At 51.4% G+C, this 12,307-nt stretch carries 14 protein-coding genes; 10 read left to right on the forward strand and 4 right to left on the reverse strand.

Annotation, left to right across the window (positions count from 1 at the left end; genetic code table 11):
• Positions 1 to 4: 4 nt before the first annotated feature.
• Together modC and HUX64_RS04505 are read left to right on the forward strand one after the other, a co-directional pair.
• A complete protein-coding gene (modC, locus tag HUX64_RS04500) occupies positions 5 to 1,081 on the forward strand; it encodes a molybdenum ABC transporter ATP-binding protein (protein ID WP_174625043.1) in 1,077 nt (358 codons plus the stop codon).
• A 34-nt stretch (positions 1,082 to 1,115) separates the two neighbouring features.
• The gene (locus tag HUX64_RS04505; protein ID WP_174625044.1) at positions 1,116 to 1,544 is read left to right on the forward strand and encodes a TOBE domain-containing protein; all 429 of its coding nucleotides are present in this window, start codon (positions 1,116 to 1,118) and stop codon (positions 1,542 to 1,544) included.
• Between the two features lie 123 nt (positions 1,545 to 1,667).
• Here the strand turns inward: HUX64_RS04505 and HUX64_RS04510 are convergent, their stop codons facing one another.
• The 4 genes from HUX64_RS04510 to HUX64_RS04525 all read right to left on the reverse strand — a co-directional run bounded on the left by HUX64_RS04510 (position 1,668) and on the right by HUX64_RS04525 (position 5,279).
• Positions 1,668 to 2,912 carry a (Fe-S)-binding protein gene (locus HUX64_RS04510; RefSeq protein WP_174625045.1) on the reverse strand — a complete coding sequence of 415 codons (1,245 nt, stop codon included), beginning with the start codon at positions 2,910 to 2,912 and terminating at the stop codon, positions 1,668 to 1,670.
• Between the two features lies 1 nt (position 2,913).
• Positions 2,914 to 3,357: a hypothetical protein gene (locus HUX64_RS04515; RefSeq protein WP_174625046.1), complete on the reverse strand. Its 444-nt coding sequence runs from the start codon at positions 3,355 to 3,357 to the stop codon at positions 2,914 to 2,916.
• Positions 3,354 to 4,334, reverse strand: a complete 981-nt coding sequence (locus HUX64_RS04520) for a DUF364 domain-containing protein (RefSeq protein ID WP_174625047.1) — start codon at positions 4,332 to 4,334, stop codon at positions 3,354 to 3,356. Before HUX64_RS04520 ends, HUX64_RS04515 begins: the two co-directional genes overlap by 4 nt.
• 87 nt (positions 4,335 to 4,421) lie before the next feature.
• Complete coding sequence (locus tag HUX64_RS04525) at positions 4,422 to 5,279, reverse strand: SIR2 family protein (RefSeq protein WP_174625048.1); 858 nt, start codon at positions 5,277 to 5,279, stop codon at positions 4,422 to 4,424.
• Between the two features lie 509 nt (positions 5,280 to 5,788).
• Between HUX64_RS04525 and nifH the strand changes: the two genes are divergently transcribed.
• The 8 genes from nifH (at position 5,789) to HUX64_RS04565 (ending at position 12,299) form a co-directional block, all read left to right on the forward strand.
• Positions 5,789 to 6,670, forward strand: coding sequence for a nitrogenase iron protein (gene nifH / locus HUX64_RS04530; protein WP_174625049.1), 882 nt, complete (start codon positions 5,789 to 5,791; stop codon positions 6,668 to 6,670).
• 102 nt (positions 6,671 to 6,772) lie between these two features.
• Positions 6,773 to 8,257: a nitrogenase molybdenum-iron protein alpha chain gene (gene nifD, locus HUX64_RS04535; protein WP_174625050.1), complete on the forward strand. Its 1,485-nt coding sequence runs from the start codon at positions 6,773 to 6,775 to the stop codon at positions 8,255 to 8,257.
• 130 nt (positions 8,258 to 8,387) lie between these two features.
• A complete protein-coding gene (nifK, locus tag HUX64_RS04540; RefSeq protein WP_174625051.1) occupies positions 8,388 to 9,959 on the forward strand; it encodes a nitrogenase molybdenum-iron protein subunit beta in 1,572 nt (523 codons plus the stop codon).
• Between the two features lie 158 nt (positions 9,960 to 10,117).
• Positions 10,118 to 10,330, forward strand: a complete 213-nt coding sequence (gene nifT, locus HUX64_RS04545; protein ID WP_246246894.1) for a putative nitrogen fixation protein NifT — start codon at positions 10,118 to 10,120, stop codon at positions 10,328 to 10,330.
• 2 nt (positions 10,331 to 10,332) lie between these two features.
• A complete protein-coding gene (locus HUX64_RS04550; RefSeq protein WP_174625053.1) occupies positions 10,333 to 10,533 on the forward strand; it encodes a 4Fe-4S binding protein in 201 nt (66 codons plus the stop codon).
• Positions 10,534 to 10,537: 4 nt separating this feature from the next.
• Entirely contained in the window at positions 10,538 to 11,251 is a 714-nt protein-coding gene (locus tag HUX64_RS04555; protein WP_174625054.1) for a dinitrogenase iron-molybdenum cofactor biosynthesis protein, read from the forward strand.
• Complete coding sequence (locus HUX64_RS04560) at positions 11,248 to 11,514, forward strand: DUF6129 family protein (protein ID WP_174625055.1); 267 nt, start codon at positions 11,248 to 11,250, stop codon at positions 11,512 to 11,514. The genes HUX64_RS04555 and HUX64_RS04560 overlap by 4 nt, the downstream gene beginning before the upstream one ends.
• Positions 11,515 to 11,528: 14 nt before the next feature.
• Positions 11,529 to 12,299: a 4Fe4S-binding leucine-rich repeat protein gene (locus HUX64_RS04565; RefSeq protein WP_174625056.1), complete on the forward strand. Its 771-nt coding sequence runs from the start codon at positions 11,529 to 11,531 to the stop codon at positions 12,297 to 12,299.
• Positions 12,300 to 12,307 lie beyond the last annotated feature (8 nt).

Here is a 12,307-nt window from a genome sequence, read left to right on the forward strand (position 1 = left end):
CTGGATGACAAGGATCGAGGCCCGCTTCCAGCTCGATTACGGCGGCTTTAAGCTGGATGTCGACTTACAACTGCCCAGCGCCGGCATTACCGTTCTTTTCGGCCCTTCCGGTTGCGGCAAGACTACTCTGCTGCGCTGCATCGCCGGGCTGCAATGCCCGCCCGAAGGTTTTCTGAAAATCAACGGCAGTATTTGGCAGAACAGCGAAGACGGGGTGTTTTTGCCCCCCCATAAGCGGCCGCTCGGTTATGTGTTTCAGGAAGCCAACCTGTTTCCGCATTTAAGCGTTCAGGAGAATCTGCATTACGGGCTGAAGCGGATCAAACAAAATCCTGAGCCGGTCAACCTCGAACAAACTGTTGAGCTACTGGGCATCGGCCACTTAATGGGGCGCATGCCGGAACGCTTGTCCGGCGGCGAACGCCAGCGAGTCGCCATCGCGCGCGCGCTGGCGCTCAATCCGGACATCCTGCTGATGGATGAGCCGCTGGCGGCGCTGGATTTCAAGCGCAAGCAGGAAATCCTGCCGTTTTTAAGCCGTCTGCATCAGCACAGAGCGATTCCGGTGCTGTATGTCACTCACGCCCAACAGGAAATGGCGCAATTAGCCGATTATCTGGTGATTATGGCCGATGGCCGGGAAATTGCATCCGGTCTGCCGGCTGATACTTTAACCCGCCTCGAGCTGCCGCTGGCGCAAGACCGAGAGGCCGCCACGGTTTGGCCGGTAACCATTGTCGAACATGAAGCCGATTATCATTTAACCCGCGTCGCTTTTGCCGGCGGCACGCTCAGCCTGCCGATAATCAATGCCGCGGTCGGTACGCCGCTGCGGGTGCAAATTTACGCCCGCGATGTTAGCATAGCCCTTGAGTCGCCGGCCGCTACCAGCATCCTGAATGTATTGCCGGCAACTATCACCGGCATTGCCGATGATCACAGAGGTCAGAGCGTAGTAAAACTGCAAGCCGGCACACAGCCGCTGCTCGCTCATATCACCCAAAAATCCGCACGCTTGCTGGATTTGCAGGTGGGCATGCCGGTTTATGTGCAGATCAAAGGCACATCAATATTAAATTAATTCACATTAAATTAACCAACAACCAGGAATTATCATGAAAGCAAGCGCACGCAATCAATTTACCGGCACCGTCACTGAGGTGCGTATCGGCGTGGTCAATGCCGAAGTTCATATCGGCCTGAAGGGCGGAGAAACCATCGTGGCCGCGATTACCAGGGAATCCGCCGAAACGCTGGCAATCAAGACCGACCTGGAAGTCATTGCCCTGGTCAAGGCCCCGCAAATTATTATTATCACCGATTTTGGCGGCTACCGGCTGTCGGCTCGCAACCAGCTGCAAGGCATGGTAACCCAGCTTAAATCCGGAGCGGTCAGCACTGAAGTCGTTATTGCCTTAAAGGGCGGCGAGCAGGTTGCCGCCACTGTTACCAATGACAGCGTCGAAGCCCTGGGCTTGCGCCAAGGCCAGCAGGCCACTGTGGTATTCAAGGCCGCTGCGGTGATTCTGGCTGTTGCGGATTAATAGTCAGCATATACTGAGCACCGATTAAAATCGGGTAGTATGCCGGTCGGGTTAGCGCAGCGTAACCTGACCAGCCCATGCTGATCTCCGTTGAATTACTGCGCAAAAAGACGCGCTGACAATCTACGCAGCGGGCAACTGCCGGGCCAGTAATCGTAAGGGATGTTCTAGCTTACTACCATGAGCATTGAGATAAACGGCACAAGCAAAATTGCTGCTGACTACTAAATCCGCTGATGAAGCGCTGATAGTTTGCTGTTTTAAAGCCAGTAACTGCCCGGCAATGTCGGGATGAGTCAGCATGTAGCTGCCGCCTGCTCCGCAACAGGTTTGGTTATCTGCCAGCTCAGCAATGCTCAGGTCTGGAATTTTTTGCAGCAGCGCATACACAGCTTGCTGATTCTTGAGGACGTTGCGCTGGCTGCACGGCTCGTGGACTGCGACTTTCAGGCTGCAGGGAAGCAGTTGCAGATCGTCCGGCCAGCGTTTCAGCAAAAAATCGTTGATGTCGACCAAACGTTGCCGGAACCGTTCTGTGGCTTCGCCATCGCCGCTTTGATAGGCGCTTAACATCGCTCCGCAAGCCGTGGCGGTATGGAGCACGGCTTCGACATCCAGCGAGTTGAATACCCTGATATTGGTATCGATAAAACTGGCGGCAGACTGGCCATTGTGCTGGTGAATCGCCCCGCAGCAGCTTTGCTGCCGAGGTATCAGCACCTCGTAGCCTGTGGCGTTAAGCAGTTTGATCGCTGCCAGCAAGGTGTCGCGGTCGAAATGTTCTGCGATGCAGCCCGTGAACAGCGCGACCCTGCCCCGCGTTGCGGCGCGGGCAGGATATCGGCTTGCCAGCGCCTGCAATGCCGGCTTAGCCAGCAGGGCTTCGGCATCGGCAAGCCGCAGTTTTTTTAGCAAGCCGCTGCGCCGTAACGGTTTTTGCAAACCCGACTTCAGATAAACGGCAAGCCAGGGCATTAACCGTACTCGCCAGCGCCTGTTTTCCACCAGTCTGAACGCCAGTTTTGCCAGCCAATCCGGCGCCGCCTTTAACTGGGCCTGAGCCTGATCGAACAACTGCCCGTAGGCCATCCGTCCTGGACAAACCGTCTCGCAGGCCCGGCATTGCAGGCAGTTATCCAGATGCCGGCGTTCAGCGGCGCTGATCGGCAGCTTTTCGAGCAAAATTTTGCTGATGCTGCGAAGACGCCGACGCGGAGTTTCTTCGTCAATTCGGAACAGGCGAAAAGTCGGGCAGCTGCTGACGCAGAGGCCGCAGCGAAGGCATTCGCTTGCTTCCGGAATATAGGGCTCATTAGGGCCCGCTGCTGCGACAGGTTCAGTGTACTCCATGTCCATGAAGTCAAACACCTCAGGACTCCATCACCTTGACATAGGCGCGGCGCAACAGCTCCATTTCCACCTGGGGCCTGCCGCGCAGCTCCGGCAGGGTTCTCATCCGGCACTGCCGGCTTTGCATAAGTTTGTGCGGCGGGTCAAGCAGCATGAAGCGCGCCATATGGACGGTGATAATGCCGCCGGGATTATTGACGTGTTCGCTGAATCCCGGCTCGATACGCAGGAGGTCATTGTCCAAATGCAAAAGCTGATTGATCACATTGACCAGCATTGCCGGATGCCTGCTGACTTTGCCGCTTTCGGCGTGTTCTGCTTCAAGAATTTCCGCTAGGACTGGCAGCGGCTCCGGAAAACAGACGCTGCCATTGCCGTGCTGGGCAAACAGCGTCAAGGCGCTAATGTCGCCCTTATAGTAAAGCAGCAGGCGGTGCTGGCTGAATGTGCTGAGCTGGGTCATAGGTTGATTACTGGTTTTTGGTAAGAAGCGCTGTGATTGTCCCATAAAGGCTTGTAACTGCTATCCAGCCGCGCCAGTCGGGTGTTGGCCTGCTCCAGCAATGAATAAGCGGGGAAGCGACTAGTGTTGCCCGCGGCGTACCAGCTTTCCATTTCAATGGTGAGCCGGGTTTTCTCGGCAGCGCAATCGGCGATTTGCCTTTTTAGCCAATTCATGCTGGTCGAGGATGTCAGCTCGGCGATGCGATAGCGCAGGCCCTGGTTGAAAATCCTCACGCCGCCGCCCTGGGCGACAGTATCATAGAGCGCGATAGCATTGGTGACTTCCACTCCGGCCAGATAATCGATGCCGAACTCATGCAGTTGCGGCAGCCAGGGTACGGTCGGGCCCATTAATACGGTTTTGGCGCCGGCCGACAGTTCCGCCAGGCGCGGAAAAGTTTTGTTGGGTATCGAGCTGGCGGTTAAAAACACCCAGTCGGCATTCGGCAGTAAAAATTCGCAGGCTGAATCAGGCAAATCCCCTCCGCTCGGCTGTTTCTCCAACACACTGAGCTGCATAACGTTTTCATAGCGTTCAATGCCGGGATAATGGCCGATTACCACTACGTTTTTGTTCTGCAGATGCGGCAGGAAATACTCGAACACGGACAGATTGGCATACTCTGCAGAGTTATCCAGGGCCACGGAGTCGGGTAACGGCCTGCTGTTAATGCAGCTGTTGATGGCGGCCATCGCCACCGTGGCTTTGTAAGGCTCCCATTCCCATATCCACGCGGCCAGATCGGTGACGGCTTTGCCTGACAAAGTGCCGGACCACGGCAGGGTGCGGGTCGAGAAGCCGGGGCTCATCGCCAAACCGGCGCCGCCCTTGCTCTGACAAAGCGTCCATACCAAACCGACCATCAGCTTATCGACAACCGCATCGCTGCTGCAGTAATCCAGCAGCAGTTCGTAGAGCCGTTTCGGGTTAGTCATAATTTAAACTATATTTTTGCGGACATGGCCCGCTCCTCGTGGATCATTAGCGGCAGGACAGCCTGTAAAAACTCAGCCAAACCCTTACTAGGCGGCGGTCGCACTGCTGAATTCCACGGCGTTCAGCAGCTCTTCAACCCCTGCATCAATGATTTCCAGGCCTAGCTTTTTACAAAACCGCTGTTCCTTATCGGTCGGATTTTTGTTCAGCACCCAGCCTTTTTTCTCCGCCGCTCCATAAATAATATCGCTCATCACCATACGTTCTGAATCCCTGTTGAGCGGCAATCCTATAAACAGGTATTGCTTTCCCTTGCGGTACTCTTTAAGAAAATCAGGAATAGCGAAGCCGCCCATCAGCTCGGTTATGTAATCGACATAATCAGCATCTGAAGCTATAAAGTTTGCTTCCGGTTTAGCAGTACCCATGGGTTTGAATAAAATGGGCAGGCTGGCGTCAACCTGTTCCTGGAGTATTTCAAGATAATGACTGCCATCAAAATGGTATATTTTAAAGCGAAACGGGCTGGCGGAAATTCTTGCGAGCCCTGCAATCAGCGTATGCTCTTCATCGGCATAGCTGTCCTGCAATTGTGTATCCCTGTTTATATCAATAACATAAGCGGGTTTCCATGTCGCCAGCCAATTATGGACGGAGGCCCGCGTCCATTCCGTTTCTCCGTATAATTTAGTGAGAAACTGGCCCAGAAAATTTCTGCCTCTTTTTAACTCCAGATTCATGGCAGCGCGAGGAAACTCATACATTAATTTAGGCGCCATGGGCTTGCCGTTATTCATGGCCAAAATCAGACTTTCGCCAGTTGCCGGCATGGCGGCTCCGGTTGCTTTATTGCTAGCATCAAAGAGAACGCCGGGGCCCAGATAAGGCACAATCCTGTTTTCGTACAAACCATTTAATATTTCAGAAAAGACTGTAGAAGACATTGCAAACTCCATTATTAAGTAGGTGTATCTTTATGCTTAAGCAATAATTAATCCATTTTTCCTCGGATTTGCATAAATAGTTTAATTTTATTATTATCAATAGCTTATATAAATCCTGGCTAAATTTTCAGTGAGTTGCCCCTAATATTTTGTTCTTTTTATAACAATCCTTCTGTTGCTTGCCTAACTGCAAGCACAAAACCGGGGACTGGCAAAAAAGACTGTTCCCCCTGCGCTACTGATTTGTATATAAAAAATTATAAGGAAATACCGATTAGCTGACTTGCCTGAGTATTTTAAAGGCTTGCCTACCATCGAATAGTAATGACCACACTGTTATCAAGCCTACAGCGACCTGACAAAATGTTTGAAATACAACGCTGCTTACGCTTGAAAAACAATAAAAAAAATTAATATATTCAATAGCATAAATGCAAAAACATAATTGGCACAGCACTTGCTCTATTCCTGATGTCATTAACAACAACGTCCTATAAGAGGAGAAAATCATGGCATTACGTCAATGTGCAATATACGGTAAAGGTGGAATTGGCAAGTCTACTACAACGCAAAATCTGGTTTCTGCGCTGGCAGAACTGGGTAACAATGTAATGATCGTAGGCTGCGATCCCAAAGCTGACTCTACCCGTTTAATTCTGCATGCGAAAGCCCAAACTACGATTATGAGTCTTGCGGCTGAAGCAGGCAGCGTTGAAGATCTGGAACTTGAAGATGTACTGAAAGCCGGTTACCGCGGCATTAAATGCGTTGAATCAGGCGGTCCTGAGCCCGGCGTTGGTTGTGCGGGCCGCGGCGTCATCACGGCAATCAACTTTCTTGAGGAAGAAGGCGCTTATGATGATGAACTGGATTTCGTTTTTTATGATGTGCTTGGTGATGTTGTGTGTGGCGGATTCGCCATGCCTATCCGTGAAAACAAGGCGCAGGAAATTTATATCGTCTGCTCGGGCGAAATGATGGCGATGTATGCGGCCAATAACATTGCCAAAGGCATTGTGAAATACGCCAACACCGGCAGCGTGCGTCTGGCCGGTTTAATCTGTAACTCGCGTGAAACTGCGCGCGAAGATGAATTGATTTCGGCCCTGGCTGAAAAAATCGGCACGACAATGATCCATTTCGTACCGCGCGACAACGTCGTGCAGCGCGCTGAAATTCGTCGCATGACGGTTATCGAATACGAACCGGAAGCAAAACAGGCTGAGGAATACCGTCAACTGGCGATGAAGATTCGTGATAACAAGAACTTCGTCATTCCGACTCCGATCACGATGGATGAGCTGGAAGAATTAATGATGGATTTCGGTATTATCGATGAAATAGATGAATCTATCGTTGGCAAAACAGCTGCCGCGGAAGCAACGGCTTAATAAATGAACACCTGTAGAGACGCAAAATCTTGCTTCTCTACAGGATTCCTGTCCTAAAACCTGTCTGTGGGAGATTACCCACGGCATAAGTAGGAGATACTCATGGCAGCTCTAACAAGAGAAGAGACCGAAGCGCTTATTCAGGAAGTGCTTGAAGTCTATCCCGAACAAGCCAGGAAAGATCGCGCCAAGCATTTGGCTGTAAACGATCAATCTTTGGAAAAATCCAATAAATGCATTACTTCAAACCGCAAGTCACAGCCTGGCGTTATGACTATCCGGGGCTGTGCCTATGCCGGTTCCTTCGGCGTGGTGTGGAGCCCGGTAAAGGATATGATTCATATCTCGCACGGCCCGGTCGGCTGCGGGCAATATGCCCGCGGGGGACGGCGCAGCTACTACATCGGCATTACCGGGGTTAACGCTTTTGTCGGCATGGATTTCACCTCCGATTTCCAGGAAAAGGACATTGTTTTCGGAGGCGATAAAAAGCTCGCGAAAATCATGAATGAAATCGAGGAATTATTCCCGCTGAACAAGGGCATCACCGTTCAGTCCGAATGCCCGATCGGTTTGATTGGGGATGATATTGAAGCGGTTGCCAAAAAAGCCAACAAGGAAATCGGCAAACCGGTCGTGCCGGTTCGCTGTGAGGGCTTCCGCGGCGTATCGCAATCCCTGGGCCATCACCTTGCCAATGATTCGATTCGCGACTGGGTGCTGGACCCGGCTGAGAATAAGCACAATGACTTTGTTGGCACGCCTTATGACGTGGCTATTCTTGGCGACTACAACATTGGGGGCGATGCCTGGTCTTCCCGTATTCTGCTGGAAGAAATGGGCCTGCGCGTGATTGCGCAATGGTCCGGCGACGGCACCCTGCCTGAAATGGAACTGACCCCCAAGGTCAAGCTTAACCTGCTGCACTGCTACCGCTCGGTCAACTATATTACCCGCCACATGGAAGAAAAATACGGTATTCCATGGATTGAATACAACTTCTTCGGCCCAACCAAAATCGCCGAATCACTGCGCGCCATCGCCGCCTTGTTTGACGACAAGATCAAGGAAGGCGCGGAACGGGTCATCGCAAGATACAAGGCGGAATATGAGGCGGTTATCGCCAAGTACCGTCCTCGCCTCGAAGGCAAGACCGTCATGCTGTTTGTCGGCGGTCTGCGCCCGCGCCATACCATAGGCGCCTACGAGGATCTCGGCATGAAGGTAATCGGCACCGGCTACGAGTTCGCCCATAATGACGACTATGACCGCACCATCAAGGAAATGGGCAATGCGACTTTGCTCTATGACGATGTCACCGGTTATGAATTTGAGGAATTCGTCAAAAAGCTGCAACCCGACCTGATCGGCTCAGGCGTCAAGGAAAAATACATCTTCCAGAAAATGGGCTTCCCGTTCAGGCAGATGCATTCCTGGGATTATTCCGGTCCTTATCACGGCTATGACGGCTTCGCCATCTTTGCCCGCGATATGGACATGACCTTGAATAATCCTTGCTGGAAGCAAATAAAAGCGCCCTGGAAAACAGAGGAAAGCACTAATACAGAGGTCGCTGCTAGCGCGTAATTTGTAGGGTGGGCAGGCTTTTTGCCCACCGATAAATAGGGTAACAAAATTGGTGGGCAGAACGGCATTGCCCACCCCTACAGTTCCTTCAACGCGTCGTCCACAGATTAGTGGCGCGCAGGAGATTATCATGAGTCAAGAAGTCGATAACATTAAAGCCAGCTATCCCTTATTCAGAAGCGATGAATACAAGGAAAACCTGGCCAACAAACGTCAAGCGTTCGAAGAACGTTATTCTGATGAAAAAACGGACGAGGTCTTCCAATGGACGACTACCAAGGAATATCAGGATCTCAATTTCAAGCGCGAAGCATTAACCGTAAACCCTGCCAAAGCCTGTCAACCGCTAGGCGCGGTACTGTGCTCTCTGGGCTTTGAAAAAACCCTGCCTTATGTGCATGGCTCGCAAGGCTGCGTGGCTTATTTTCGCACCTATTTTAACCGCCATTTCAAAGAGCCTGTTTCTTGCGTATCCGATTCCATGACCGAGGATGCGGCTGTTTTCGGCGGCCAGAAAAACATGATGGCCGGGCTGGAAAACGCCAAAGCCTTGTACAAGCCGGATATTATCGCCGTCTCAACAACCTGTATGGCTGAAGTGATCGGTGACGACCTGAACGCCTTCATCAACAACGTCAAAAAAGCCGGCAATATCGAGCAGGAATTTCCCACGCCTTTTGCCCACACGCCCAGCTTTGTCGGCAGTCATACCACCGGTTGGGATAATATGTTCGAAGGCATGGCCCGTTATTTCACACTCAACTACATGGACGACAAGAAAGTCGGCTCCAACGGCAAGATCAACCTGGTGCCCGGCTTTGAAACCTATCTGGGCAACTACCGCGTCATGCATCGCATGATGAAGGAAATGGGCGTTGATTATTCCTTGCTCAGCGATCCTTCCGAAGTGCTGGACACGCCTGCGGACGGCACTTTCCGCATGTATTCAGGCGGCACCACGCAAGATGAAATCAAGGACGCGCCCAATGCGATTGATACTTTGCTGCTGCAACCCTGGCAGTTGGAAAAAACCAAAAAATTTGTCCAAAATACCTGGCACCAGCCTGCCACCGCCATCAATATTCCGATGGGCCTGCAATGGACCGATGAGTTTCTGATGAAAATCTCGGAACTTACCGGCAAACCGATTCCCGCATCTTTGGAAAAAGAACGCGGCCGTCTGGTGGACATGATGACGGATTCGCACACCTGGATGCACGGCAAAAAGATTGCTTTGTATGGAGACGCCGACTTCTGTATGGGCATGACCAAATTCCTGCTGGAATTGGGCGCCGAACCCACGGATGTGTTGTGCAATCACGCCAACAAACGCTGGCAGAAAGCGATGGACAAAATGCTCAAGGAATCACCCTATGGCCAAAATACCCAGGTTCATATCGGCAAGGATCTATGGCATTTCCGTTCCTTGATGTTTACCAACAAACCGGATTTCATGATTGGCAATTCTTACGGCAAGTACATTCAACGCGATACCTTATGGAAAGGCGAAGCCTTTGAAGTGCCGTTGATACGCATCGGCTTCCCGATCTTTGACCGGCACCATCTGCACAGAATGACCACGCTGGGTTATGAAGGCGCTATTTACATGCTGACAACCCTGGTTAATGCCGTTCTGGAACAGCTGGATAAAGATACCAGCGGCATGGGTACGACTGACTATAACTTCGATTTGGTTCGTTAGTACGCGCCCCTTCTCCCTCAGGGAGAAGGCCGGGATGAGGGGATAAAAATAGGCTTTTTCATGTGTTGATTTCCCCTCACCCAACCCTCTCCATCTGGAGAGGGCTTTTTGCCCCACAACTTTAATGCGTGTAAACGGAGAACCCGATGCCTAGAGTCATGTTGAAAAAAAACCCGGAAGGCAAGCTGGTCTTCTACATAGCTAAAAAAGATTTGGAAGAAGTGGCGGAATCCGTTGAATTTGACAGCTCCGATAAATGGGGCGGTGAAGTTCTACTCAGCGACGGTTCAAAGTATTATTTTGAACCGATGGATGAACAGCCGGATTTCCCCGTTACCTTGCGCGCAATACGTTTAGATTCAGGAGACTAATCATGGCTTTATATATTGTTGAAGCGGATTGCATTTCATGCGGCGACTGCGAGCCCGTGTGCCCTACCCAATCCATCACCGAAGGCGCTATTGTTTTTAAAATCGACAAAAAAACCTGCACCGAATGCGAAGGGGATTTTGACGCGCCCCAGTGCGTCAAGGTCTGTCCAATTGATAACTGCATACTGCCGCTAGAGGCATAAACCTATGAGCAGCCAGGACACACTCTCAAGAGAACTGGCTTTACGTATCGGACTGGCCGCACGTGCTTTGCCGGATACTGATGCCAGACGCCTGTTTAATGTGCTGACCCAGTGCATTGGCTTACCGATAACGGAAGATAAATTGGGCCGCATTAAGCTGAAAACATTTAAATTTGCCGATGAAGGCGAGTTTTCAGACATGAATGACGTTTTACTAAAAAAGGCGTTGCACATTCTTAAATCTGGCGCCGAAACGGATACAGTACTGAAACCCGTAATTGATGCCTATAGCGAAGACGATATGCCGGGCTCTGTTCGCATTGCCTTCGCCAGCAATGACGGCATTAACATTGATGGTCATTTCGGTTCCTGCAGCCAGTTCATGATCTACCAGGTTTTAGCCGATGAAGCCCGTTTAATCGACATTCGCTCCACGGAAAGTCCTGTTGGTTTGGAAGTGGATGATAAAAATCTGTTTAGAGCAGAATTGATCCAGGATTGCCAAGTAATTTACATGGCCTCTGTGGGCGGCCCTGCGGCGGCAAAAATTGTCAAGCTGGGCATCCATCCCGTTAAACTACCTGCTATTGATCCCATTGCTGAAGTTGTCAGTCAACTGCAAACTGTTATTGCCGATACGCCGCCGCCCTGGCTGGCTAAAGTCATGGGTATTGAAGTAAATAATCGGTTCAGATTCGACAGGGAAGCGACGGGATGATTAGCCAAAGCCAGGTCAATGCCATAGCGGCAACAATTGAAACTTCGGGCGTTGATGAAACTACGGTTTCTGCCTTAAGGCAGCACTATCAATCGATCCATTTCACTTATTGCATGGATGACGATCTGCCCAATAATACGCCGGTCATTGAGCATAAAGACTTCAATCTTTATTTGATTGACGGCCGTGAACATTGCCTGTGCCTGACCAATGATTATGAGACTGCAACGGGTATTGTGGTTGCGGAAATCATCGCTGATTGAACGGAACTGATTGCATGTCTGCCCCTGAAAGCCCCGTTAGTGTTCCTGTTGCCGATTGCAGCCTATGCCCTGTTCGCGGCAAAACCCTGCTGATGGGGCGCTGTATACCCGGCGATGCCTGTGTATTCGTTGAAAGCGGCCGGCAAATTGACCGCTTTTTTCGAATCAATCCGGCTTATGCCGAGCACTACCTGGGCGATATGTTTTGGGAAAGACGCGCGATTGCCGTTCGCTACGCACCTCAGAAAGCACTCGCCAAGCTGATTTATGATGAAGATGAAGTGGTCAGGCGGGCAGTCGCCTATCGCCTGCCTCAAATCCAGCTAAATCAGCTGATCGATGATCCTGACCGGGAAGTGCGCATGACCGTCGCCGATCGGATTGCACCTGAAGAACTGGAAAAACTGGCCAGTGACCGTGATTACATTGTCAGATTAACCGTGGCCCGGCGGTTGCCGATCGGCCGCCTGTTCCGTCTTATCCGCGACAAGGATTTGCAGGTCAGAAAAGTGGTCGCCGAACGTTTACCCGAAGTCAGCCTGGGCTTGATGGCTCATGATGATGCGCCTGAAGTAAGGCGCATCATAGCTGAACGCATGAGTCCTGCGGATGCCGTGACGCTTTTAAAGGATCCCGACTGGATGGTTCGCTATACTGCTGTCCAGCGCGTGGCGCCCGAGGCATTGGCCGGTCTCATCAATGATCCCGAGCCTGATGTCAGAGCGTCGGCGCGGGAACGATTAACTGCCCATGCGAACGGCGCAAACGGAATCGAGAAAACCTAAACCTGATT

Origin of the sequence: Candidatus Methylobacter favarea (genome assembly GCF_902806695.1) — a bacterium.
Lineage (GTDB): Bacteria > Pseudomonadota > Gammaproteobacteria > Methylococcales > Methylomonadaceae > Methylobacter_B > Methylobacter_B favarea.

Bases quoted from the DNA above. Each gene is read 5' to 3' on its own strand.
- modC (WP_174625043.1), top strand. From the start codon at position 5: ATGACAAGGATCGAGGCCCGCTTCCAGCTCGATTACGGCGGCTTTAAG.
- HUX64_RS04505 (WP_174625044.1), top strand. From the start codon at position 1,116: ATGAAAGCAAGCGCACGCAATCAATTTACCGGCACCGTCACTGAGGTG.
- HUX64_RS04515 (WP_174625046.1), bottom strand. From the start codon at position 3,357: ATGACCCAGCTCAGCACATTCAGCCAGCACCGCCTGCTGCTTTACTAT.
- HUX64_RS04520 (WP_174625047.1), bottom strand. From the start codon at position 4,334: ATGACTAACCCGAAACGGCTCTACGAACTGCTGCTGGATTACTGCAGC.
- HUX64_RS04525 (WP_174625048.1), bottom strand. From the start codon at position 5,279: ATGTCTTCTACAGTCTTTTCTGAAATATTAAATGGTTTGTACGAAAAC.
- nifH (WP_174625049.1), top strand. From the start codon at position 5,789: ATGGCATTACGTCAATGTGCAATATACGGTAAAGGTGGAATTGGCAAG.
- nifD (WP_174625050.1), top strand. From the start codon at position 6,773: ATGGCAGCTCTAACAAGAGAAGAGACCGAAGCGCTTATTCAGGAAGTG.
- nifK (WP_174625051.1), top strand. From the start codon at position 8,388: ATGAGTCAAGAAGTCGATAACATTAAAGCCAGCTATCCCTTATTCAGA.
- nifT (WP_246246894.1), top strand. From the start codon at position 10,118: ATGTTGAAAAAAAACCCGGAAGGCAAGCTGGTCTTCTACATAGCTAAA.
- HUX64_RS04550 (WP_174625053.1), top strand. From the start codon at position 10,333: ATGGCTTTATATATTGTTGAAGCGGATTGCATTTCATGCGGCGACTGC.
- HUX64_RS04555 (WP_174625054.1), top strand. From the start codon at position 10,538: ATGAGCAGCCAGGACACACTCTCAAGAGAACTGGCTTTACGTATCGGA.
- HUX64_RS04560 (WP_174625055.1), top strand. From the start codon at position 11,248: ATGATTAGCCAAAGCCAGGTCAATGCCATAGCGGCAACAATTGAAACT.
- HUX64_RS04565 (WP_174625056.1), top strand. From the start codon at position 11,529: ATGTCTGCCCCTGAAAGCCCCGTTAGTGTTCCTGTTGCCGATTGCAGC.